The sequence below is a fragment of the Roseomonas genomospecies 6 genome (assembly GCF_008365375.1).
Taxonomy (GTDB): Bacteria; Pseudomonadota; Alphaproteobacteria; order Azospirillales; family Azospirillaceae; genus Azospirillum.
The window spans coordinates 142569-166519 of the sequence record NZ_QOKW01000001.1; the positions used below are offsets into that span (position 1 = coordinate 142569).

22 protein-coding genes are annotated in these 23951 nt (G+C 68.5%); 9 read left to right on the top strand and 13 right to left on the bottom strand.

From position 1 onward, the window contains the following. The first annotated feature begins 17 nt into the window (after window positions 1–17). Window positions 18–2396 carry a Tex family protein gene (locus DS843_RS00625; protein WP_149466964.1) on the top strand — a complete coding sequence of 793 codons (2379 nt, stop codon included), beginning with the start codon at window positions 18–20 and terminating at the stop codon, window positions 2394–2396. A 120-nt stretch (window positions 2397–2516) separates the two neighbouring features. After that, a complete protein-coding gene (locus DS843_RS00630; protein ID WP_149466965.1) occupies window positions 2517–3626 on the top strand; it encodes a diguanylate cyclase domain-containing protein in 1110 nt (369 codons plus the stop codon). A gap of 15 nt (window positions 3627–3641) precedes the next feature. On the opposite strand, the gene DS843_RS00635 is transcribed toward DS843_RS00630, so the two are convergent. The 6 genes from DS843_RS00635 to DS843_RS00660 form a co-directional block, all read right to left on the bottom strand. Continuing rightward, window positions 3642–4277, bottom strand: a complete 636-nt coding sequence (locus DS843_RS00635) for a LysE family translocator (protein ID WP_149466966.1) — start codon at window positions 4275–4277, stop codon at window positions 3642–3644. 103 nt (window positions 4278–4380) lie between these two features. Then, window positions 4381–4701, bottom strand: a complete 321-nt coding sequence (locus DS843_RS00640; RefSeq protein ID WP_149466967.1) for a hypothetical protein — start codon at window positions 4699–4701, stop codon at window positions 4381–4383. A 21-nt stretch (window positions 4702–4722) separates the two neighbouring features. Beyond that, complete coding sequence (locus DS843_RS00645) at window positions 4723–5034, bottom strand: hypothetical protein (protein WP_286191860.1); 312 nt, start codon at window positions 5032–5034, stop codon at window positions 4723–4725. Window positions 5035–5068: 34 nt separating this feature from the next. Next, window positions 5069–5860, bottom strand: coding sequence for a hypothetical protein (locus DS843_RS00650; protein ID WP_286191861.1), 792 nt, complete (start codon window positions 5858–5860; stop codon window positions 5069–5071). Window positions 5861–5889: 29 nt separating this feature from the next. Continuing rightward, window positions 5890–6831, bottom strand: a complete 942-nt coding sequence (locus tag DS843_RS00655) for a YqaJ viral recombinase family protein (protein ID WP_149466969.1) — start codon at window positions 6829–6831, stop codon at window positions 5890–5892. 341 nt (window positions 6832–7172) lie between these two features. Next, a complete protein-coding gene (locus DS843_RS00660; RefSeq protein ID WP_149466970.1) occupies window positions 7173–7808 on the bottom strand; it encodes an XRE family transcriptional regulator in 636 nt (211 codons plus the stop codon). Between the two features lie 234 nt (window positions 7809–8042). Here DS843_RS00660 and DS843_RS00665 point away from each other — a divergent pair, with 234 nt between their 5' ends. The 3 genes from DS843_RS00665 to DS843_RS00675 all read left to right on the top strand — a co-directional run bounded on the left by DS843_RS00665 (window position 8043) and on the right by DS843_RS00675 (window position 10648). Next, on the top strand, window positions 8043–8363 hold the full coding sequence (locus tag DS843_RS00665; RefSeq protein WP_149165027.1) for a heavy metal-binding domain-containing protein: 321 nt from the start codon (window positions 8043–8045) through the stop codon (window positions 8361–8363). Between the two features lie 103 nt (window positions 8364–8466). Next, entirely contained in the window at window positions 8467–9663 is a 1197-nt protein-coding gene (locus DS843_RS00670; protein WP_149466971.1) for an E22 family MetX-like putative esterase, read from the top strand. Window positions 9664–9775: 112 nt separating this feature from the next. After that, entirely contained in the window at window positions 9776–10648 is an 873-nt protein-coding gene (locus DS843_RS00675; protein ID WP_149466972.1) for a hypothetical protein, read from the top strand. Between the two features lie 39 nt (window positions 10649–10687). Here the strand turns inward: DS843_RS00675 and DS843_RS00680 are convergent, their stop codons facing one another. From DS843_RS00680 to DS843_RS00690, 3 genes are all read right to left on the bottom strand, one after another. Further along, window positions 10688–11140 carry a hypothetical protein gene (locus DS843_RS00680; protein WP_149466973.1) on the bottom strand — a complete coding sequence of 151 codons (453 nt, stop codon included), beginning with the start codon at window positions 11138–11140 and terminating at the stop codon, window positions 10688–10690. Window positions 11141–11358: 218 nt separating this feature from the next. Then, window positions 11359–11766 carry a response regulator gene (locus DS843_RS00685; protein WP_149466974.1) on the bottom strand — a complete coding sequence of 136 codons (408 nt, stop codon included), beginning with the start codon at window positions 11764–11766 and terminating at the stop codon, window positions 11359–11361. Window positions 11767–11782: 16 nt separating this feature from the next. Continuing rightward, window positions 11783–13591: an extracellular solute-binding protein gene (locus DS843_RS00690; protein WP_149466975.1), complete on the bottom strand. Its 1809-nt coding sequence runs from the start codon at window positions 13589–13591 to the stop codon at window positions 11783–11785. Window positions 13592–13793: 202 nt separating this feature from the next. On the opposite strand from DS843_RS00690, the gene DS843_RS00695 reads away from it, so the two are divergent. Continuing rightward, window positions 13794–14414, top strand: coding sequence for a glutathione S-transferase family protein (locus tag DS843_RS00695; RefSeq protein WP_149466976.1), 621 nt, complete (start codon window positions 13794–13796; stop codon window positions 14412–14414). A gap of 79 nt (window positions 14415–14493) precedes the next feature. Here the strand turns inward: DS843_RS00695 and DS843_RS00700 are convergent, their stop codons facing one another. The 3 genes from DS843_RS00700 to DS843_RS00710 form a co-directional block, all read right to left on the bottom strand. Continuing rightward, a complete protein-coding gene (locus DS843_RS00700; RefSeq protein ID WP_149466977.1) occupies window positions 14494–15600 on the bottom strand; it encodes a TRAP transporter substrate-binding protein in 1107 nt (368 codons plus the stop codon). A gap of 167 nt (window positions 15601–15767) precedes the next feature. Next, on the bottom strand, window positions 15768–17393 hold the full coding sequence (locus tag DS843_RS00705; RefSeq protein WP_149466978.1) for an alpha-amylase family glycosyl hydrolase: 1626 nt from the start codon (window positions 17391–17393) through the stop codon (window positions 15768–15770). A 73-nt stretch (window positions 17394–17466) separates the two neighbouring features. Then, complete coding sequence (locus tag DS843_RS00710; protein ID WP_149466979.1) at window positions 17467–17772, bottom strand: hypothetical protein; 306 nt, start codon at window positions 17770–17772, stop codon at window positions 17467–17469. A 131-nt stretch (window positions 17773–17903) separates the two neighbouring features. Here DS843_RS00710 and DS843_RS00715 point away from each other — a divergent pair, with 131 nt between their 5' ends. Further along, a complete protein-coding gene (locus DS843_RS00715; RefSeq protein WP_149466980.1) occupies window positions 17904–19022 on the top strand; it encodes a DNA topoisomerase IB in 1119 nt (372 codons plus the stop codon). Between the two features lie 20 nt (window positions 19023–19042). On the opposite strand, the gene DS843_RS00720 is transcribed toward DS843_RS00715, so the two are convergent. Next, window positions 19043–20032, bottom strand: coding sequence for a small ribosomal subunit Rsm22 family protein (locus DS843_RS00720; protein ID WP_149466981.1), 990 nt, complete (start codon window positions 20030–20032; stop codon window positions 19043–19045). A gap of 223 nt (window positions 20033–20255) precedes the next feature. Between DS843_RS00720 and DS843_RS00725 the strand changes: the two genes are divergently transcribed. Together DS843_RS00725 and DS843_RS00730 are read left to right on the top strand one after the other, a co-directional pair. Continuing rightward, entirely contained in the window at window positions 20256–22850 is a 2595-nt protein-coding gene (locus tag DS843_RS00725) for a circularly permuted type 2 ATP-grasp protein (protein ID WP_286191862.1), read from the top strand. Window positions 22851–22878: 28 nt separating this feature from the next. Beyond that, window positions 22879–23805 (top strand): transglutaminase family protein, encoded by a 927-nt coding sequence (locus tag DS843_RS00730; protein WP_286191863.1) that lies wholly within the window; start codon window positions 22879–22881, stop codon window positions 23803–23805. Window positions 23806–23951: the final 146 nt, after the last annotated feature.

Sequence of the window (23951 nt, forward strand, 5' to 3'; positions counted from 1 at the left end):
CCAGTCACCGGTTCTCCATGCCGTCCATCAGCCAACGCATCGCCGACGAGCTTTCGGTCCGCGAATCCCAGGTCGCCTCGGCCATCAAGCTGCTCGACGAAGGATCGACCGTTCCCTTCATCGCCCGTTACCGCAAGGAGGCCACGGGCGGGCTCGACGACACGCAGTTGCGCACGCTGGAAGAGCGGCTGTCCTACCTGCGGGAACTCGAAGACCGGCGGGAGGCCATCCTCTCCTCCGTCCGGGAGCAGGACAAGCTAACGCCGGAGCTTGAGCTTCAGATCCGTCAGGCCGACACCAAGACGCGCCTGGAAGACCTCTACCTGCCCTTCAAGCCGAAGCGCCGCACCAAGGCGCAGATCGCCCGCGAGGCGGGGCTGGAGCCTCTGGCCGACCGGTTGCTGGCCGATCCGTCCCGCCAGCCCGACGCGGAAGCCGCCGCCTTCGTCGGCGCCGACAAGGGCGTCGCCGACGTCAAGGCCGCGCTCGACGGCGCCCGCCACATCCTGGTGGAGCGCTTCGGCGAGGATGCCGAACTGGTCGGCCGGCTGCGCGCCTCCATGGCCGACAAGGGCGTGGTGACCTCCAAGGTGATCGAGGAGAAGCGGGCGGAGGGCGCCAAGTTCTCCGATTACTTCGAGTTCGACGAACCCTGGGCGAAGGTGCCCTCGCACCGGGCGCTGGCGCTGTTCCGCGGCCGGGCGCAAGGCGTTCTGGACATCCGCCTGGATCTGCCGGTCGAGGAAGGCCAGCCCCACCCGGCGGAGCGCACCATCGCCGCGCATACCGGCATCCGCGACCAAGGCCGCGCCGCCGACAAGTGGCTGTCCGACGTGGTGCGCTGGACCTGGAAGCTGAAGATCGGCCCCCATGTCGAAACCGACCTGATGGGCGACCTGCGGGAGCGCGCGGAGGACGAGGCCATCCGCGTCTTCGCCCGCAACCTGCACGACCTGCTGCTGGCCGCCCCCGCCGGCCCGCGCACGACGATCGGCCTCGACCCCGGCATCCGCACCGGCGTGAAGGTCGCCGTGGTGGACGCCACGGGCAAGCTGGTGGACACCGCCACCGTCTACCCGCACCAGCCGAAGAACGACTGGGACGGCTCCATCGCCACCATCGCCGCCCTGGCGGTGCGCCACAAGGCGGAGCTGATCTCCATCGGCAACGGCACGGCCAGCCGCGAGACGGACAAGCTGGTCGCCGACCTGTTCAAGCGGCACCCGGAGCTGAAACTGACCAAGCTGGTGGTCAGCGAGGCCGGCGCGTCGGTCTATTCCGCCTCGGAAACCGCCGCGGCGGAATTCCCGAAGCTGGACGTCAGCCTGCGCGGCGCCGTCTCCATCGCCCGCCGCCTTCAGGACCCGCTGGCCGAGCTGGTGAAGATCGAGCCGAAGTCCATCGGCGTCGGCCAGTACCAGCACGATGTTTCCTCCGGAAAGCTCGCCCGCTCGCTGGACGCGGTGGTGGAGGACTGCGTGAACGCCGTGGGCGTGGACCTGAACACGGCGTCCGTCCCGCTGCTGACCCGCGTCTCCGGCCTGAACGAGACCATCGCCCGCAACATCGTGGAGCATCGCGACCGCAACGGCGCCTTCCGCTCGCGCAAGCAGTTGCTCGACGTGGCGCGCCTCGGCCCGAAGACCTTCGAGCAGGCCGCCGGCTTCCTGCGCATCCGCGAGGGCGACAACCCGCTGGACACCTCCGCCGTCCACCCCGAAGCCTATCCGCTGGTCGAGCGCATCCTCAAGAAGACCGGCAAGGACCTCGGAAGCGTCATCGGCGACGCCCGTTTCCTGCGCGGCCTGAACGCCGAGGACTTCACCGACGAGCGGTTCGGCGTGCCGACCGTGGAGGACATCCTGAAGGAGCTTGAGAAGCCGGGCCGCGACCCCCGCCCCGAATTCAAGACCGCCACCTTCCAGGAGGGCGTGGAGGAATTGAAGGATCTCCAGCCCGGCATGGTTCTGGAAGGGGTGGTCACCAACGTCACCGCGTTCGGCGCCTTCGTGGACATCGGCGTGCACCAGGACGGTCTGGTCCACATCTCGCAGCTCTCCACCAGCTTCGTGAAGGACCCGCACACGGTCGTGAAGGCCGGCGACATCGTGAAGGTCAAGGTGCTGGAGGTGGACATCCCCCGCAAGCGCATCGGCCTGACCATGCGCCTGACCGACGCCGCACCGCGCCCGGAGAGGGGCCAGGGACGCGGCGATGGCCAGCGTGGGGATGGCCCGCGTGGGGATGATCGCCGCGGTCCGCCGCCCGGCAAGACCGCCGGTCCCGGGAAGGCGGCGGCTCCGAAGCCCGCCCCTAAGCCTGCCAAGGCGCCGGAACCCATCAACAACGCCTTCGCCGAAGCCTTTGCGCGGGCGCAGGCCGGCAAGAAGCGCTGAACGCTGTCCGGCACAGGAGGGGCAATTGACATGAGATTGCCCCACTTCCCGCCCCCTGCGCCGTGGACGGTTAACGAGCCAGAGGTTAGTGTGGATCGACCCTAACCGCACACGCCCCTCATGCTCTCTTCGGCAACCCGAATCGTCGGCCTTTACTCGGGCCTCGCCATCGCGTGGGTGGTGGGGTCCGACCGCGTTCTGGAGGCCGCCGGGCTGGGTGAGGCGGTGCTGGTCCAGAACGTGAAGGGCGTGGTCTTCGTCCTTTTCACCGCTCTGGTCCTGCTGTTCTTCCTGCGCCGGGAATTCCAGCGCCGCGCCCGGTCGGAAGACGCCTTGCGCTCCACGCTGGAGCGGCTGGCCCAATCGGAGGCCGACCTCCGCTCGATCATCGAGAAGCTGCCCGACGCCTTCTTCCGCACCAACCTGGACGGGCGGATCAGCATGGCCTCCCCCCAGTTCGCGCGGGAGTTCGGGCTGACGCCGCAGACCGTGATCGGCACCCGCATCGCCGACCATTACGTGGAGGAGGACGGGCGCGCCAAGTTCATCGCGGCGCTGGAGGAAGCGGGCGGGGAGGTGCGCGACTACCGCGTGCTGATGCGGCGGCAGGACGGCAGCACCTTCTGGATTTCCGCCAACGCCTACATCCGCCGCGACCCGGCCGGGCGTCCCATCGGGGTGGAGGGAATCGCCCGCAACACCACGGTCCAGCACCATATGGAGGAGCGGCTGCGCTACCTCGCCGGGCACGACGCGCTGACCGGCCTGTGCAACCGCATCCGTTTCGAGGACCGGCTGGAGCAGGCCATCGCCCGCGCCAAGCGGGAGAACAGAAGCTTCGCCCTGCTCTTTCTCGACCTCGACGGGTTCAAGGAGGTCAACGACACCCACGGCCACCACAGGGGGGACGAGGTGCTGGTGACCATCGCCCAGCGCCTGTCGGGAATCCTGCGCAACAGCGACACCACCGCCCGCATGGGCGGCGACGAATTCGCCGTTCTGCTGGAAGGCGAGATCTCCCCGGGAAGCGCCCGCGGCGTGGCCGAGAAGATCGTCGCCGCCATCGACCATCCCCTGCCCGGCCTCGACCTGTCGGTGTCGGCCAGCGTCGGCGTGGCGCTCTATCCGGGTGACGGCACCGACGCCGACATGCTGCTGCGCGTTGCCGATCAGGCCATGTACCGCGCCAAGCGCCTGGGCAAGAACCGGTTGGAGCTGGGCACCGCCTGACCGGCGGCAGTGGAATCAGGACGGCTTCGCCGCCTCGATCACCAGACGAATCCCCAGCGCCCCGATGACGGAAGCCGCCAGCCGGTCGATCCACAGCTTCGACCGCAGATAGGCTGCGCGCGGGCGGCCCGCGGAGAAGGCCACGGCGACGATGGCGTACCAGCCCGTTTCGATGAGGAACACGGCAGGCGGCAGGGCCAGCAGAGTCCAGGCCGGCGGGGAGTCCGGCAGAAGGGCGGCGAAGATGCTGCCGTAGACGATGGCCGTCTTCGGGTTGCTGATCTGCGTCGCCAGACCGATCCAGAAGGAGCGCAGCGCGCCGTCGGTCGCAACCGCTCCGTCCGGAACGTGGATCGGCTCCGACGCTCCCCGCCAGATGCGCACCGCCAGATGGACAAGGTAGAGCCCGCCCGCGATCTTCAGCGCGAGATAGAGCCATCCGACCTGTGCCAACAGCGCATGAAGCCCGAGCAGGGCGAGGGCGGCGAAGGCCACGCCCCCCACACCCATGCCGAGGGCGGTGGCAAGCCCGGCCCGGCGCGACACGGCGATGGAGGTGCGCGCCACCAGGACGAAACTCGGTCCGGGACTGGCCGCGCCGATGGCCAGGGCGCCGAGGATGCTCAAGAAGGCGAGTAGGGACCCATCCATGGCCGCGGCTCCGCCGGTTGGGAAAGCCGCAGCTTAGGGGTGGAGGAACCAACTGTCAGCGGGCCAGATGGCCGCAGGGCCCGGTCATACTGTCTGATCCGCGCTATTCCGCGGCCATCAGAAAGCTGGCGCCGCGATGGGCGCGCGGAGGAATCTCCGGCAACCCGAGTGTCCGCCCGACCTCCTCCGGCGTCGGCTGGCGCCGGTAGGTTTCCACATAGCGGTCGAGGGCCGCGAGGCATTCGGCGATGGTGCCGGAGCCGACCGCCCGGCAATCCTCGAACGCGTGCGGATCGGGGCGGAACCAGTGGGTGATGTAGCCGTCCTCGGTCCCGTTCAGGGTCAGGGTCAGGGCGAAGCGGCCCTCATGCCCGATACGGGCGTGAGCCGCGCGCAGCCGGGTCTGGACCTCTTCGATCGTCATGGCGTGGTTTTCCTTTTCCAATCAGGCGGCGTTGCGAAGCAGGCGTTCTTCCAGGCTCCGGGCCCATTCGATGTCGCGGGCCAGCGATTCCACCAGAGCGCGGGCCGGACCCGCGGCGTCCGCCGGGGTGTCGGGGCGGAGCAGCCCCGCCAGCCGCATGGCCAGCGATTCCGCTTCCGCCTCGACCCAACGGGCGTACTGCTTCCGGCGTTCCGCCTCGTTCCAATACCAGCGCGGAAGCTGGGGGTAGCTGCGCTCCATCTCGCCTTCCCAGGCGCTCATGCGGAACAGGCCGCTGGGGGAGCGTTCGGTGGCGGTGCTAGCTGGTGTCATCGGGGCGTCTCCCTTCCCACGCCGCGGGCGTGGCTCAGGCGGCCTCCAGATCGCCGCCCTCTTCGTCGCGTTTCAGGATTTCAGCCTTCTTCTGGGCGAACAGGCTGGTGATGCGGTGCTGGGCCGTGCGGTCCACCGTGCCGATCTCGCGCATGCGCGTACCGGCGCCGGTCCGCCACAGTTCCTCCAGATCGTCGAGATCCAGGCAGGCCCCCAGGCGCTTGCGGATCTCCTCCTCGAAGGCGGCGATGGATGCCGGTTGCAGGTCCGGGTTGGCCTTGGCGGCGTAGAACGCTTCCGACTCCTCCCGGTACTTGCTGTCGTCGAACTGGCCCATGTGGACGTCGGCGGCGAGGCCGAGCTGGACGAGGCATTTGCCCACGGCGTCCGTCATCGACATCTTGAAGCACTCGTCGTCGGGCGCCTCGATGCCGTTGCGGCGGCGAACCATCTCCGTGCCGCCCCACTGCGGGCCGGTCCAGCACTTCTCACCGGTTTCCGGGTCGATGTACCAGACGCGGGCGCAGATGAAGACCATGCGTTCCGCGATGGTCCAATCCATCTGCTCGTAGCCCCAGCCCTTGCCGACCGGGCCGAAGACCTCGGTCATCATCATCAGGCGCCAGGTCGGGTCGATCTGCGTGCCGCGGAAGCCGCCGGAGCGGGTGAAGGGCTTGGTCGCCTTCGGGTCCGTCCGCTTCAACTGGTTCCACAGATGCATGTGGTCCAGGGCGCCCGCCTTCCCGTTCGCCTGCGAAGCCGCGATCGTCGGATCGGCCGTGCTGACGGTCTTCTCGGTTTCGGCGACGGTGTCGGTCTTGCTCATGCGTCCCATGGTCGTCGGATTCCCCTTGGTCAGTAGCGTTCGTCTCTCCCCTCACCCCAGCCGCCGCTGAGAACAGCGTCCAGGCTCGGGTCAGGGGACGGATAGGCCGTGGCCGGTTCCCACGGTTCGGCGGCATCCAGCGCCCGCCGGGGCGGCGCGCCGTAGCGAAGCGACAACCGCCCCTCGCGGTCGCGGGCGAGGTACAGGCCGCGGCCCGGCTCCTCCCCCGTCACGAAGGCGATCCGCGCGTCGGCGGGCATCAGCGCCTTCAACGCGGCCTCCGCCTCGCGAACGGCGAGCGCGGCGGCGCGGCGGTCCACCAGTTCCGCCGCCAGGGCGGCGAAGCGGTTGTGCCGGGCCATGTCCACCACCCGGCGCGTCTCGTAGGCCGGCGCCTCCGCGGGCAGAGGGTCGCCGGGTTCCACATCGTTGGCGACGTGCCACCAGAAGGCCTCCAGCGTCTCCATCAACCGTCCGCAGTCCTCCTCTCGTCGCTGGACCCGCAGAAGCGCGTGGCCGGTGGGGCGGAGGATGGACAGCATGGCGCGGTCCAGACCGGTGACCACGAGCTGGTGCTGGAGCTGCCAGTGGTAGCGCTGGGCCAGTTCCGCATCGCTCTGGAACCCGCCGGTGAATTTCGCCTCCACCAGAGTGTCCGGTGCGCCGCCGGACGCCGCGTCCTCCCAGGCCAGGAAATCGGGATGGGCGACCATCCAGCCATGCTCCGGATGGACCCAGGTCCGCTCCGCCGGCACGCAGGGCAGGCCGGTGGCCTTTTCCACGAAGCGGGGGTGCAGATGCTCGGTCGCGATGCCGATTTGCACCGCGGCGACGAGATCCAGGTCGGCGGGTGCCGCACGCCCGGTCTTCTCGCGCCACAGAGACAGCCAGTCGCCCGCCATGATGCGGGTGGCGTCGGAAGACCCGATGCGCCCTGCCCGCGCGGCGCGCTGCGCGTCCGTAATCGCCATTCCCCTGCCGGCCCCCAGCCGTTTCCGTGCGTCTTCGGACCATGCCCGATGCGTCTTCGCAGCAACTCGGGCGTTAACCATAATCCGTAGCGTGAATATGGGCTGCGAACATGCAGGATTCAAGAACAAAAAGAGAACCTACGGCTTGGCCGTAAGATCGAATCTTCGAAGCTTTTCAAAAAACTAAGCAGAATCGCGCGCGGCCGCGGTTGCGCTGTGACCGAATCGCGCCGACTCGGAACAGATGGTCATCGATTCGCATGGTCAAAGGGGGCGGCGGAAAAGAATTTCGCCGTGGAAATCCGCTTCTTTTCTTGCGGATTCCCGCCAAATACGCGCGATCAGGCGCGCAGGCAGCGCGTGATGTGGACCGCCACTCCGGCGACATTGGCGCGCTCGATGGGTGTGGGGCGGCAACCGGGGTCGGTGCTGACCGGCAGCAGATGCGGCGGGAAGAAGCGGTAGCCGCAGACCGTTCCATCCCCGACCGTCACAACCACATCCCCCGCCTGCGGCGCCAGAACGTCGAGCGGTTCCAGCACCACGCAATCGTCCGGCAGGACGCCCGCGGCGTTCAGGCTGGTGGAGGCGATGGTCAGCGCGAAGGCGCGGCGCGAGGCCGGGCGGTCCAGCGCGATTCCACGCGCCCCGCCGCGCAAGGCGCCGGCGATGAAGGCTTCGCCCGCCCGCCGGCCCAGTTCCAGAAAGGCGCGGACCTGCTCCACCGACAGCAGCGGCACCCGTGCCACGGGCGGGTAGGCGGTTTCGTCCAGAAAGCGCGGCTCGGCCCCGGCAACGCGCGCCAGCCGTCCCAGGGTTTCCGCGCTGGGAACGCTGCCCCGCGCCGGATCGCGCAGGAAGCGCGTGATGTTGGTCGGCGTGACCTCGGCCAGCCGCGCCCAGGCCCCGGCGCTCCAGCCCCGGGCCTCCATCACGCCGGTCATCCAGCGCAGGATCGCCCGCCGCGTGTCATCCATGCCGCCGTCCTCCCCCCCGAAAGCGCGCCCTATAAGAGAGAACGTTGAAGGAACGTGCAAGGTTTCTTCGCTTACGTCGCAATTTCGCCGAGGATGCGCTGCGATTTCGCAGTATCTTGTCGGACTCCCCTCCTCCCCGCCTTTGCCCTTTCCTCCCCTAATGCGACCGGCCCTATTGTGACCGGTAGGACGCGCCGCCATCTGGAGGGCGCCAAACCACATCCGGAGGAAGCAATGATCGTCACCAGCACCGATACCGTCGAAGGCCGCCGTATCACCCAGTATCTGGGCATGGTCGCGGGCGAGGCGATCCTGGGCGTGAACATGTTCCGCGACCTGTTCTCCGGAATCCGCGACATCGTCGGCGGGCGGGCCGGTGGCTACCAGAACGCGCTGCGCGACGCCCGCGAGGCCGCCTTCGCCGACCTTCAGGAATCGGCGCGGGCCCTGGGGGCGGATGCCATCGTGGGGGTGGACATCGATTACGAGGTGCTGGGCAAGGAGAACGGCATGCTCATGGTGTCCATCAACGGAACCGCCGTCCGGCTGGGCTGAGTTCCACCAATCGTTTAGGCCGATTGCCCGCCTGGACGGGCGGGTGCACCCCCTTACACTCCCTCCCCGGATCGAAAAGGACAATAGGATCGGGAGGGACGACATGCGTTCTCTGGCGAAACGGCTCGGCGGCCTGATGCTGGCCGCCGGGCTGCTCTGCACGGCGCCGACCCTGGCCTTCGACGGCTTGGTGGAGAAGAAGGTGTTCGAGATGCCGTCCTACACCACGGTGGGCGGCGGCACGATCAAGAACGTCCGAATCGGCTGGGAAAGCTACGGCACGCTGAACGACGCCAAGGACAACGTCATCCTCGTCACCCATTTCTTCAGCGGCAACAGCCACGCCGCCGGACGGTACAAGATGGAGGACCCGGCCCCCGGCTATTGGGATTCCATCATCGGGCCGGGCAAGCCGTTGGACACCGACAAGTATTTCATCATCAGCTCCGACACGCTTGTGAACCTGTCGCCGAAGGACCCGACCGTCGTCACCACTGGCCCGGCCAGCGTCAACCCCGACACCGGCAAGCCCTACGGCATGAGCTTCCCGGTCGTCACCATCCGCGATTTCGTCAATGTCCAGAAGGCGTTGCTGGACAGTCTTAATGTAAAATCCCTGCACGCGGTGATGGGCGGTTCCATGGGATCGCTCCAGGCGCTGGAATGGGGCGCCTCCTATCCGGAGATGGTCAAGCGCGTCGTCGCGGTGATCGGCGGGGCCGAGGCCGATCCCTTCCTGATCGGTTGGCTGAACCTGTGGGCCGCCCCCATCCGCGTCGATCCGAATTGGCAGGGCGGCGACTATTACGGCAAGGCGGAGCCGAAGGCCGGGCTGACCGAGGCGCTGAAACTGGTCACCCTGCACGCCCGCCACTGGAAGTGGGCCGACGCCACCTTCGGGCGCGGCTGGGCGGAAGAAGGCAAGGACCCCGCCGCCAGCATGACCAACCAGTACGCCATCGAGTCCTGGCTGGACAAGGCGGCGGCGGCCCGCGCCGCGGTCAGCGACGCCAATCACTTCCTGTATCTGGTGAAGGCCAACCAGACCTTCCTAGTCGGCGGCGGCGGGTCGCTGGACGAGGGTCTGGCGAAGATCAAGGCGCCGGTCCTGCTCATCCCGTCCGCCGACGACCTCGTCTTCCCGCCGGAACGGGCCATGCGCCCGCTGAAGGAGCGGCTGGAGAAGCAAGGTGTCGCCGTGACCGCAACCGACGCGATCACCACCAGCCTCGGCCACCTGGACGGCATCGCCAACATCGCCAAGGCCGGGGACACCATTTCCGCGTTCATGGCCAAGTAACAGAAGTGGTTGCGTATGCAGTCAATTGCATCGCAACGTTGATCGGCGCGATTATCTCGGCAACCCTGTCGCCCTATCGTCCCGCACGGCGGGCCAAGACATGGGTTCCGACATGAAGAAGTTCGCATTCGCCGCATCGATTTTGGCCGTTCTGGCCGTCACTGCCCTTCCGGCGTCCGCGCAGAGCTTTCCCTCGCAGACGCTGGCTTGGCAGACCAGCAACACGGCCATGACGGTCGGCCAGACCAGCTACGCCTATGTGGACAGCACGACCGGCGCGGTGGTGTCCACGCTGAGCAGCGGCAAGCTCGACATCACGACCGACTGTTCCGGCTGGGTGTCCTACAACCTGCGTAACTTCCCGGAGGCGTACGCCGCCGTCCAGGGCTACCAGACCAACGTTCCGGGCGAGGCGAACAAGCCCTTTCCCCGCGCCGACGTCTATCAGCGCTATTTCGCCAGCCTGACCGCTCCCAACGCCTACTTCACCCCGGTCACGAAGCTGACGGACATCCAGCCGGGCGACATTCTGGCCTGGTGCCTGGACGGCTATTGCGCGGCCAACTACAGCGCGACCGCGACCGGCGATACCGGACACGCCATGGTCGTGATGGGAGCGCCGGTCAGCGACGGCAACGGCGGCGCCTTCGTCCTCGTGCTCGACTCCTCGACCGTGACGCACTACAGCCCGTCGGATCTGCCCACCGCCGTGGCCGCCAACGCCCAGGCCCAGATCAGCCTCTACTCGCAGTTTCCCAACGCGCGGACGACGACGACCACCACCGCCACAGGGACGAAGACGGCGACCAGCGGCGTCGGTCCGGGCTTCATCCTGTTCGGCGCCGACAGCACCGGTGCCATCAACAGCTTCCAGTTCAACGTGAAGGACCCGGTCATCTCGACCGCGGGCAACGGCGCCTATTTCGCGGTCGCACGGGTGAACGCGAACGTTCCCTACGCGCAGCAGCCGGCGACGTCGCCCTGACCGTTCCGTCCCGCCCGGTGAGCGCCGGGCGGGACCCGCTCACGGCCCCACATAATGCGGCATCAGCCTCGCCTGATCGCCGACATGGACCTCGCAACGGCTGTCCTGGCCGTCGAAGAAATACACCTGACCGGTCTTGCGCCGGTTCTGAGGGTCCGACAGGTTCGCCCCGCCGGAGAAGGCGACGCCATAGCGTTTGTCCGGCGTCCGCGCCCAATAGAAGCCATCCAACTCCTGCCCGAAGGCGCCGCGCTGGCAGAGGCGCGACAACGCCGCGTCGTATCGTGCCAGCCCGCTCAGCCCGTTCGGCAGGTTGTAGACCGCCTGGCTCCGCACGAAGCGGGCGCGGGGCGGTATGACCTCCTTGGGGATGGAGGGACGGTTCAGGGCGCGCAGATGGTCGGGTTCGGTCCGCTCCACCCGCATCGGGTCCGCCGCCGCGGGCACGGCAAGCAGGATCATGACCAGCGGAACGGCGGCGAGGGCTCTCATGGCGCGGGCGGCTGAAACGGCAACGGTGCCGGAAGCATAGCACGGACTGCCTGTCGGGGAGGAGCGCTTAACCCCTCAATGGCTCCAGAAAGGCGCAATCACTTCTTTAAAATCAAATCTCTGAACGGCTTTTCTAAAGCGCCTTATCAGCCGATAGACCGGTCATAACCTTCATGTGGAAACTCATGAAACCATCATAAGGCGCTGTACCCAAAGCATTACCGTATCCTCTCCCCCTCGCCCTCCAGATAGCGGGTGATCGTCGACAGGAAGTCCTTCGGACGGATGGGCTTCGGCACATGCCCGTCGAAGCCGGCGTCGGAAAAGCGCCGCATGTCCGTGGGGGTCGACAGGTTGGTCACCGCGACCACCAGGGTTCGCGCCAAGTCGCGGTCGGCGCGGATCAGCCGGACCAGTTCGACGCCGGACAGGCTTGGCATGACCACGTCCATGATGACCAGATCGGGCCTCAGCCCGCGCATCAGATCCGGCACGCCCCGCGGGTTGTCCGTCTCCACGACGCGATGACCGCCTTCCTCCAGGCAACGGACGAGCAGCTTGCGCATCAGCGCGTTGTCATCGACGACGAGAATGGTCCGCGCCTTGTCCGGCGGGTGCGTGGTCATGGGTCCGTCCTTCCCGTCACGGCGCCTTGCCGGCCCCGGCGGACGAGGCGTCCGACAGCCACCAGGAATCGAAGGAGAGGGAATAGGGCGGCAGGGTTTCCGGACGCTTCAACCGGTTCCAATAGGCGACGCGGTAGACGCCGGAGTACCAATGCGGCACCACGTAATGGCTCCACAGCAGCACGCGGTCGAGCGCGGAGACGGCGGCCTTCAGATCCTCCTGGCTGTTGGCGCGGACGATCTCCCCGATCAGATGATCCACCGCCTCGCTGCGGACGCCGGCCAGATTCTGGCTGCCCGGGCGGTCGGCGAAGGCCGAACCCCAATAGCCGGTCTGTTCGTTCCCCGGCGACAGGGACTGCGGCCAGACATGGACCACCATGTCGAAATCGAAGTCGCGGGTGCGGTTCTCGTACTGGGTCGTGTCCACCGTGCGGATGCCGGCCCGGATGCCCAGACGCTTCAGATTCTCGATGAAGGGTAGGGTCACCCGTTCGAAGGTCGGGCTGTCCAGGAGAATTTCGAACTCCAGCGGCTTGCCGGTCGCGTTATCGACCCGCACCCCGTTGCGCACCTCCGTCCCGGCCTCGTCCAGCAGCCGCTTGGCTTCCAGAAGGTTGCGGCGCAGCCCGTTCTGGCCGTCGGTGCTGGGCGGGTGATAGGGCTTCTCGAACACCTCGGCCGGGATTTTTCCGCGCAGCGGCTCCAGAATTTCCAGTTCGCGCCCCTTCGGCAAATCGCGGGACTGGAGCGGCGAGTTCTCGAAGTAGCTCTCGGTGCGCTTGTAGGCGCCGTAGAACAGAGTCTGGTTGGTCCATTCGAAGTCGAAGGCGTGGGCGATGGCCCAGCGCACCTGTGGGTTCGCGAAGACGGGGCGGCGCGTGTTGAAGACGAAGCCCTGCATGCCCGCCGGCACCTCGTTCGGGATCTCCTCCTTCACCACCCTGCCGTCGCGCACGGCGTCGAAGTCGTAGCCGGTGGCCCAGGTCTTGGCCACGTTCTCCTGGCGGAAATCGTAGAGCCCGCCACGGAAGGCCTGAAGGGCGACGCTGGTGTCCCGGTAATACTCGTAGACCATCGTGCCGAAATTGTTCCGCCCGACATTCACCGGCAGATCCGTGCCCCAATAGTCCGCGACCCGTTCATAGGTGATGCTGCGGCCCGGATCGAAGGCGGCGATGCGGTAGGGACCGCTGCCCAACGGCGGGTCCAGCGTGGTCGCCTGGAAGTCCTTGCCCTCCCAGTAATGTTTGGGAAGCACCGGTAACTGTCCGACGATCATCGGAAGCTCACGGTTGTCGCCCGGTTTGAAGGTGAAGCGGACGCGGCGCTCCCCCTCCGCCTCCACCTTGTCCACGGCGCCGTAATAGCTGCGATAAAAGGGATGGCTTTCCGTCAAAATGTTGAAGGAGAAGACCACGTCCTCGGCGGTGACCGGCTTGCCGTCGTGCCACCGGGCGCCGGTGCGCAGGGTGAAGGTGATCGCGGAACGGTCCTCCGGCATCTCCACGCTTTCGGCGAGCAGGCCGTATTCGGTGAAGGGCTCGTCCGCCGAGCCGCTCATCAGCGTGTCGTAGATCAGCGTGGCCCCCGCCGCCGGAACGCCGCGCAGCGTGAAGGGGTTCAACGTGTCGAACGACCCGATGGCCTGGAGCGTCACCTTCCCGCCCTTCGGCGCGTTCGGATTGACGTAATCGAAATGCCGGAAATCCGGCCCGTATTTCGGCTCGCCGTAGAGGGCCATGCCGTGGCGCGGCTGCGCTCCCGCCGGTCCGGTCATGGCGGCCATCAGCCCGATCAACACTCCAACGGCCACACGGCGCATGCCCCGCCCCCTTCGTTGTCCCCGACGCCTCCGGCCCCGGCCTGCGTCTGATAAGCTGCGTCTGATAACATGTGGGATGGTGGCAGGGGTACGAAACCCCCTTGCCGACCCGCGATTTGCTCTGGTGTCCCGGCGGGCTTGCCGTCATGGTTTTCGGCAATCCGCGCCATTGAGCGCGATCAACGAGGAGGGAGTTTCAACCGTGTCCGCCGAATTCACCGTTTACGGCAATTTCAATTCGCAACCCGCCACCCGCGTGGTGCTGTTCCTGTCGATGGCCGGGGTGCCCTTCGCCTACCGCCATGTCGACCTGCGCGGCGGCCAGCAGAAGTCGGCCGACTATCTCGCCATCAACCGCTTCGGGCGGGTGCCGACCCTGGTCCACGGCGACCTGAGCATTTCCGAATCGGGAGTGATCCTGACCTACCTCGCCGAGAAGACCGGCCAGTTCGGCGGACGGGACGAGCGCGAGACGGTGAAGCTGGCCGAGTGGCTGTCCTGGCTGGCGGACGTCCTGCTGCCGGTCCAGCGCGCCCGCGCGGTGCGCAAGTTCAACGGCGATCCCAACGCCCTGCCCTGGATCGACGCGGCGGCGGCCAGCGGGCTCGCCCAGTTCGACCGTCATCTGGCGGGCCGGACCTTCATCGAGGGCGAGCGGGTCACCATCGCCGACATCTTCGCCTTCCCCTGGATCGACCTGGTGGACGAGTCGAACATCGACATCGCCACCTACCCCAATGTCCAGGCGTGGCACGCCCGCATGCTGGCCCAGCCCGGCGCCAAGCGCCAGATGGAGCTGATGCCGCAGCGGGACGTCGGCTGACGTCCGAAAGGAAAAGGCCCCCACCCGCGGAACGGATGGGGGCCTTTCTTCGAACCGGAACGCTTACTTCCCGAAACGCTTACTTCTTGCTGCCGGCGGACGCCATGAAGCTGTCGTAGGGCAGCTCGGCGACGCGGAACCAGAGCTGGGCCTCGTCCACGAACGGCTTCCAGCTCTCGTAGATGGTCTTGAAGTTCGGGTTGGTCTTCGCCAGTTCGTCGTACAGGTCGAAGGCGATCTTGTGGGCCTGCTCCATCAGGTCGCGCGGGTAGGCGCGCAGGATGGTGCCCTTGGCGACCAGACGCTTCAGCGCCTTGGCGTTTTCGGCGTCATAGCGGGCGATCATGTAGGTGTTCGCCTCGGCGCAGGCCGCCGTCAGGATCGACTGGTAGGACTTGGGCAGCTTCTCCCATTCCTGCAGGTTGACGTAGAGCGAGACGTTCGGCCCGCCTTCCCACCAGCCCGGATAGTAGTAGTACTTGGCGACCTGATGGAAGCCCAGCCGCTCGTCGTCGTAGGGGCCGACGAACTCGGTCGCGTCAATGGTGCCCTTCTCCAGCGCCGGATAGACGTCCGCGCCGGCGATCTGGGTCGGGGTGGCGCCCATCTTCGCCATGATCTGGCCGGTGATGCCGGCGATGCGGATCTTCAGCCCTTGGAAATCGGCGGCGGTCTTGATTTCCTTGCGGTACCAGCCGCCCATCTGGGCGCCGGTGTTGCCCGCCGGGAACTGGATGACGTTGTGGTTCTTCATGAAGGCGCGCATCAGGTCCAGGCCGCCGGCCTGGAACCAGGCGGTGGTCTGGCGCGCGTTCGGGCCGAACGGAATGGCCGTGTCGAAGGCGAAGGTCGGGTCCTTGCCGACATAGTAGTAGCCGCAGGTGTGGCCGCACTGGACCGAACCGTTCTGCACGGCGTCGAGCACCTGGAGGCCGGGCACCAGCTCGCCGCCCGGGAAGGCGCGGATCTGGAACTTGCCGTCCGTGCTCTCGGCGACGCGGCGGGCGATCAGTTCCGAGGCGCCGAACAGGATGTCGGTGCTCTTCGGGAAGCTCGACGCCAAGCGCCACTGGATGTCCGGCTGCGACTGCGCAATGGCCGGCGCGGCCACACCGGACACCGCCAGCCCCGCACCCGCGGCCGCAGCGCCCGCACCCGCCGACTTCAGAAACGCACGTCTTTTCACGATTCTTCTCCCATGGACTCGGCCTTCCCTTTTCGATTCAAGCAGCCCACCGGACCACTTGTTGCGAGGGAATTTTCACGAGCGTAACAAAGCAGCGTTTTCGTTCCGATTCATCGCACAAATGCGCATGACAGGTCTACCCTGGCCCTAAGGATTAGGCTTGCGCGTCAGCCGCGCCGTCCCAGAAAGGCGGAGAGCGGCGGCAGGACCAGCGTCCGCCCGTCCGCGGTGACCTCGGGAACCGGCGCTCCCGGCGGGCACGGCAGGTCCAGCGCCACCATCGGAGGCTTGCGTTTCAGCGCGTATTCCGCCGGCTGGTCGGCAAGGTTGAAGACGGCCAGCAACTCTTCGCCGTCCGCCGCCCGCTCGAAGGCCAGCACGCTGCCGCTGTCCTCCACGGCGTCGACCCTGCCCAGCCTCAGGGCCGGATGGCGGCTGCGCAGGCGCATGGCCTCCCGCCAGACGTGCAGCGGGCTGCCGGGGCGCCGCTCCTGCTGGTCCACGGCCATGGCGTGGTGCGGCGGGGCCAGCGGCAGCCACGTCTCGGCGGCGCTGGAGAAGCCGGCGTTGGCGGCGCCGGCCCGCCAGGGCATCGGCGTGCGGCTGCCGTCGCGCCCCTGGAAGTCCGGCCAATAGGCGATGCCGAAGGGATCGCGCAGATCCTCCTGCGCCAGCACCGCGTTGGGCAGCGCCAGTTCCTCTCCCTGATAGAGGCAGACGGTGCCCGGCAGGGCGGCGAACAGGGCGGCCAGCAGGGCGTTGAAGCGCTCCGGATCGGCACCGGGCGGCAGCCAGCGGCTGGCGGCGCGCTCCACGTCGTGGTTGGAGAAGCTCCAGCAGATCGCCTCGGGCCACGGCGTGCCGGTCAGCGCCCCGGCGAAGTTCCCGGCGGTGAAGGGGTGCTTCGCCAACGACAGGGTGTAGGCGGCGTGCAGCCCGTGCGGCCCGCAGTAGGAGGCGATGCGCCGGCCCGCCCCCGGCTGGCTCGACAACTCGCCCAGAAGCACCCGGTCCGGATAGCGGTCCACCACCGCGCGCAACCGGCCCAGCACGGTGTGAATGGCGGGGTGCATCATGTCGTACAGATGCTGTTGCAGGGCGAACAGCTTGGCCGGCGGTTCCGCCGCGGTCCAGGCCGCCGCGGGATTGGAGCGGAGTTGCGGATCGTGGGCGAAGAAATCCACCGCGTCGATGCGGAATCCGTCCACGCCGCGCTCCAGCCAGAAGGCCGCCGTGTCCTCCAGGGCCTGCAACGCCGCCTCGTCGTGCAGGTTCAGCGCGGGCTGGCTGGACAGGAAATGGTGCAGATAATACTGGCGCCGCCGCGGCTCCCAGGTCCAGGCGGGGCCGCCGAACACCGACAGCCAATTGTTGGGCGGCGTGCCGTCCGGCCGCGGGTCGGCCCACACATACCGGTCCGCGAACTCCCCGGCGCGCGACCGGCGGCTGGCCGTGAACCAGGGATGAGCGTCCGACGTGTGGCCGCAGACCAGATCGAGGATCACCTTCAGCCCGTGGCCGTGCGCCGCCTCGATGATGCGGTCCACCGTCTCCAGCCGGCCCATCCGCGGATCGACCGCCCGGTGATCGCTGATGTCGTAGCCGAAATCCTTCTGCGGCGACGGGTAGAAGGGGCTGATCCACACCCCCTGGACGCCAAGCGACGCCACATGGCCGATCCCTTCCAGAACGCCGTCCAGGTCGCCCCATCCGTCGCCGTTCCGGTCGAGGAAGCTGAGCGGGTAGATCTGGTACAGCGCCGCACCGCGCAGCCAGGAAGACGCCTGGGACATGAGGACCCTCCACAAGAGACTCGTGGAAAGGGTCAGCCCATACCCCTAACGATCGGTTACCGCCCGAACTTGGTCACGGCTCCCGCCTCGGCGGAGTCAGCCGCAGCCAGGGCGCCCAGGCCTGCCGCACGGCGTCCGTCCACATCCGCATCGGCGCCGCCCACAGGGCCAGCATCGGGTTCGCGCCGGCGAAGGCCGAGTTGAGCATCGGGTTGGCCGAGGCCAGCAGCGCCGGTCCCATCATGCCGCGCAGCGCGTCGAAGGAAGGGGTGGCGGTGATCTGTATGGCGATCGTCTCGGCCCCGCGCTCCGGGTCGTCCCGGTGCAGGACCTGGATGTCCAGATTCGGCAGGGCGGCGGTCAGCTTGGTCTCTTCCATCGTCCTTTTCCCTTCGGTGCCGGCGGGATTCGAGGTCGGGGCCATGGTCGCCGAATGGCAGGCCCGCCGCAACCATGCAACCAAAACGCCGGGCCGATGTTTCTCCGCAGGCAACCTATGGGGATGCAGCCATGGATGGACCGACCGTCACCGATCCCCGCACGGAGGCGGAGGAAGCCGCGGCCTGCGCCGGCCTGCTCTATGTTTGCGACGACGAGCCGGGCATCCGCCGCCGCCGCGCCGGCAAGGGCTTCTACTATCTGTGGCCCGACGGCGCGCGGGTGACCGAAGACGACACGCTGGAGCGCATCCGCAGGCTGGCGATTCCTCCGGCCTATCGGGGCGTCTGGATCTGCCCGGACCCGGACGGCCATTTGCAGGCCACGGGCCGCGACACGCGCGGGCGCAAGCAGTACCGCTACCACCCCCGCTGGACCGAGATGCGGGAGGGCACGAAGTTCGGGCGGATGCTGGACTTCTGCCGCGCGCTGCCCGCCATCCGCCGTCAGGTGGACGCGGATCTGGCGCGCCGCGGCCTGCCGCGGGAAAAGGTGCTGGCCGCGGTGGTCCGCCTGCTGGAAACCACGCTGATCCGCGTCGGCAACGAAACCTACGCGCGGGAGAACCGCAGCTACGGCCTGACCACCCTGCGCGACGACCACGCCGACGTCGAGGGGGCGGACATCCGCTTCACCTTCAAGGGCAAGTCGGGGAAGGAATGGAACGTCGCGCTGAAGGACCGCCGCCTCGCCCGCGTCGTCCGCGCCTGCCGCGACGTGCCGGGGGACGAGCTGTTCCAGTACATGGACCGCGACGGGCAGCGCCACGCCGTGAGTTCCGGCGACGTGAACGAGTATCTTCGCGCCGTCACCGGGCAGGACTTCACGGCCAAGGACTTCCGCACCTGGGCCGGAACCGTCCTGGCGGCGATGGCGCTGCGGGAGTTCGAGAGTTTCGACAGCGCCACCAAGGCCAAGCGCAACGTCACCCAAGCCATCGAGCAGGTGGCCGCCCGCCTCGGCAACACCGCCAGCGTCTGCCGCAAGAGCTACGTCCATCCCGAGATCCTGGGCGCCTATCTGGAGGGCAACCTGCTGGACTCGCTGAAGCGGGAGGTCGAGACCGAGTTGCGCGAAGAGCTTCCCGAACTGGAGGCGGAGGAGGTCGCCGTTCTGGCCTTCCTGCGCGAGCGACTGGAGCGCGAACGCCGGTCGCGCGCCGGCGAGAACCGGCGGAGGCGCGCGGCGTAGGGACGGTCAGGCAGCGGGCCTCAGGCGTTTGGCGGGGCCGGAAGGGCCAGGCCGTCGCCCCAATCCAGCCGCCGGGCGGTCTTGAAGGCGGCGCCGTCCCGCTTGCCCAGAATCCGTTCCGTCCGCGTGCCGTCGCCGCTGCACAGCTTGAAGCCGATGCGCCCGTTCCCGGCGTTCCAGGGCGGCGCGATGATGCGGGCGTCGGGATGCGCGCCGGGCTGGCGGGAGGCGGCGATGTAGACGAATTTCTCGTCCTCCCACGGCACCTCCGCCCCCTTGGCCTGACGGTGCAGGCGGGACCGGGCGACCCGGCGGGAGAAATGGCACCAGTCCGGCGCGGCCAGCGGGCAGGTCAGGCTGTGGACGCAGGGGGCGATCAGATGGGCGCCCGCGGCAACCAGACGGTCCCGTGCCCGGACGATCCGCGCCCAGCCGGCGGGTGTGCCGGGCTCCACGATCAGCAGCGCCCCGGCGGTGAGGTCCCACAGCCGGTCCACCAGCCGGTCGCGCGCCGGTTCCGCCAGTTCGTCCAGCACATAGGCCAGAGTCACCAGATCGCGCGGGGCCAGACCCGGCAGGTCGCCCGCCGCGTCCCCGGCCCGCCATTCGATCCGCGCCGGTGCGGCCTCGCGCGACAGTGTTTCCCCCACGGCGCGGATGGCCGGGCTGCCCTCGATCAGCAGGGCGTCGTCCAGGCTGGCCCAGCAATCGGAGGCCGCCCACAGCGCCGTTCCCGGCCCCGCACCGACGTCCAGCGCGGTGACCGGGGCGAAGCCGGGAAGCGCTTCCGCCACCGCCTCCATGCCGGAGCGGACGGCGGCGAAGGTGGCCGGCAGGCGGGTGGCGAGATAGGCCCGCGCCGCCAGATCGTCCGACAGGTGAAAGCGCCCGTCCCGCACCTCCGCCCGGTAGCGTTTGGACAGGCGGTCCGCCGCGCGCTTGAGGTCGGACAGGGCGATGCCGTCCAGCGCACGATCCACCGCATGGCGGAGCGAAGGGGGAAGTTCCATGGGTCCGGAAAGGAGCAGGGGTGGTCGTCGTCTCCACGCCTGTTAGCACGCCGCCCCCCTTCGCAGGAATGGACAATGAATGGGTTTCGAGGCACGCAATCCCCGTTCCTTTCCCCTCCCGCGGGAAAGTCGGGACGAGGGCGCCGATGCGCCGCTTGCATCGGCGGGACCGGGCGTTCACACTCCCAGCGCATTGCACAGCCGTGAACATACGATCCAGACCTTGTCCGAGCGCGACTCCCCCTTTCTTGACCCGAGCACGCCGGCCCAGCCGGGGCTGCGTCCGGTGCCGTTCCTCCAGGGATCGCTGTTCGGCGAGGCCGACGCCATCGGCTATGGCCGCGGTCAGGTCTATGACGAGATGGTCACCGGGCAGGGCCGCCTGCGCCCGCACTGGCAGACCTTCATGGGAACGCTGGGTCCCCTCGACCCGGAGCTGATGGCCGAGCGGTGGGAAGAGGCGCGGCGCCTGCTGCACCAGAACGGCGTCACCTACAACATCTACGGCGATCCCAAGGGGATGGAGCGGCCCTGGCCGCTCGACATGGTGCCGCTGTTGATTCCCGCCCACGAGTGGAAGGCGGTCGAATCCGGCCTGATCCAGCGCGCCACTCTGCTGAACGCCGTTCTCGCCGACATCTACGGCCCGCAGACCCTGACGCGCAGCGGGCGGCTGTCGCCTGCGGTCATCCACGCCGATCCCGGTTTCCGCCGCGCCGTGCACGGCATCCCGGTGCCGAACGGCATCCACCTGCATTTCTACGCCGCGGACCTCGCCCGCGCGCCGGACGGGCGCTGGTGGGTGCTGTCCGACCGTACCCAGGCGCCGAGCGGCAGCGGCTACGCGCTGGAGAACCGGGCGGTGCTGGCGAAGGTCCTGCCGGACAGTTTCCGCCATTGCCAGGTCGAGCATCTGTCGCCCTTCTTCGAGGCGTACAAGGAAACGCTTCTGTCGCTGAGCCCGCGCCGCGACCAGCCGCGCATCGTTCTGCTGACCCCCGGCCCCTACAACGAGACCTATTTCGAGCACGTCTATCTGGCCCGCTACCTCGGCATCACGCTGGTGGAAGGCGGCGACCTGACCGTGCGCGACCGGCAGGTCTTTCTGAAGACCCTGTCGGGGCTGGAGCCGGTGGACGTGATCCTGCGCCGCCTGGACGCCGACTTCGCGGACCCGCTGGAGTTGCGCGCCGACAGTTCGCTGGGCGTCGCTGGGCTGATCGAGGCGGTGCGCGCCGGGAACGTGGTCGTGGCCAACTCGCTCGGCTCCGGCTTCCTGGAGTCCATGGCGGTCAAGCCGTCGCTGCCCATGCTCTGCCGCCATATGCTGGGCGAGGAGCTGAAGATGCCCGGCGTGGCCGTGTGGTGGTGCGGCAACGACGACGAGCGCGCCTACGTCATCGAGCATCTCGACGGGCTGGTGGTGAAGCCGGCCTTCCCCTCCCTGTCCTTCGAGCCGATCTTCGGCGCCGACCTGTCCGCGGCGGAGCGCGCCGCCCTGGTGGAGCGGATCAACGCCCGCCCCTGGTGCTACGTCGCGCAGGAGCGGCTGGCGCTGTCCACCGCGCCGGTCTGGCAGGGCGGGCGGCTCCAGCCGCGCCCGCTGGTGCTGCGCGTCTTCCTCTGCGCCCGTCCGGACGGAAGCTACACCGTCATGCCCGGCGGCCTGACCCGCGTGTCCACCGAATCCGGCAAGCTGGTCGTCTCCATGCAGCGGGGTGGCGGCAGCAAGGACACCTGGATCTTGTCCGGGCGCCGGGCGGAGGCCACCCCGACCCCGGCGCGCCCGCAGCCGGTCCAGGAGCCGCAGCCGGTGCCGAAGGCGGCCTCCGCCGACCTGCCCAGCCGGGTGGCCGACAGCCTTTACTGGCTGGGCCGCTACGCGGAACGGTCGGAGGGAACGGTCCGGCTTCTCCGCTCGACCCATTCCCGCCTGACCGACGGCAACGTGCCGGGCGCGTCGTTGCAGCTTCGCCCGCTGCTCCACCTGATGGCCTGGGAGGGCATGATCCCCTGGGACCTGACGCGCGTCACGGCGCTCGGCGGCGGGCGGGCGCTGCGGGCGGCGCTCTACACCTCCGTCGTGGACCCGGACCATCCCAACAGCCTGCGCGCCCAGGTGCAGCGGGTGCACCGCACCGCCTATTCGGTGCGCGACCGCCTGTCGCTCGACATGTGGCGGGTGGTCACCATGCTGGAGCGGCAGAGCCAGCCCCCGGTGCACAAGCTGGACGCCGCGGCCATGCTGCTGCGGCTGGACGACCTGATGACCTGTCTGGCCGCCATCGCCGGGCTGGAGCAGGAAAGCATGACGCGCGGCCAGGGCTGGCGCTTCCTCGACATCGGGCGGCGGATCGAGCGGGCGCTCCACATCATTTCGGTGATGCGCGGCATCCAGGTCCACGCGCTCGAACGGCAAGACGAGCCGGTGCAGGTGGCGACGCTGAGCGTCCTGCTGGAGCTTGGGGAAAGCGTGATGACCTACCGGTCCCGCTACCTGACCAGCGTGCGGCGTCGGCCCGTGCTGGAACTGCTTCTGGCCGACGAATCGAATCCGCGCGCGCTGGATTTCCAGTTGGCGGCGCTGGAACGGCACGTCGCCGCCCTGCCCGGCGGATCGCAGGCGCTGCCGGGCGACACGGCGGCCTCGGCCCGGTCGATCCTCCGCGCCGCCCGCTCCTCCCTGCGCGCGCCGGACGCGCTGGGATCGGGCACCGCCCTGCACACTCTGCTCGACTCGCTCGCCTTGTCGCTGCCCGAGATCTCCAACCTCCTGACCCACGCCTATTTCAGCCATGCCTTTGCCCGACCGGCCTGACCTCCTCCCGACCGTGGCCGGCGAGGCCGTGAATCGTGACCGTTTCGGCGTGCGTTTCCGCGTGCGCCACACGACCCGCTACGACTATGGCGAGGACGTGTCGGTGTCGCACCATCTTCTGCACCTGACGGCCCGCCCCCACCCGCGCCAGCGTGTCCACCACAGCACCCTGACCATCCTGCCGAACCCCGCGGTGCAGGCCGCCCACACCGATTATTTCGGCAACACCGTCACCTACGTCGAGATGCAGGAGCCGCACCGGCAATTGGACATCACGGCGGAGAGCGAGGTGGAGGTCGGTCCCCCGCCGCCGCTCGACGCCGCCGCCACCCCGTCCTGGGAGAGCGTGCGGGACTCGCTGGGCAGCCTGACCGGGCCGGAGGACGGGGCGGAGGTGGTCCAGTACCGCTTCGACAGCACGCTGGTGTCGGCCAGCCCGACGCTCCAGGACTACGCCGCGCAATCCTTCACGCCCGGCCGCCCGGCGGCGGAGGCGGCACTGGACCTGATGCACCGCATCCACCGGGATTTCATCTTCGACCCCACCGCCACGACGATCGCGACCCCTCTGGCCGAGGTGATGCGGCACCGCCGTGGCGTCTGCCAGGACTTCGCCCACATCGTGGTGGGCTGCGTGCGGGCGATGGGACTGCCCGCCCGCTACGTCTCCGGCTATCTGCGCACCCTGCCCCCGCCGGGCCGCCCGCGCCTGATCGGCGCCGACGTCAGCCACGCCTGGGCCTCTGTCTGGTGCGGCGCCGAGACCGGCTGGGTGGATGTCTGCCCGACCAACGCGCGCCGCGCCGACCAGGACTTCATCACCATCGCCTGGGGCCGCGATTACGACGACGTCAGCCCCGCCCGCGGCGTGCTGATGGGCGCTGCGGGCCATGCTTTGTCCGTCAGCGTCGATGTGGAGCCCCTGGAGGAAAACGGGGCGCCCTCCCTCCCCTGACAGGAAACAGCCCCTCGCATTGCCCCCACCCCGGCCCTTCCCCGCTCTCGGCGGACCGAAGGTCCGCCTGCCGCGTCAGCGCAAACCTTTGGTTTGCGCGAGAGCTTTCGCAGGGGAGGGTGCCCTCAGCGAAGCGGCGGCAGTCC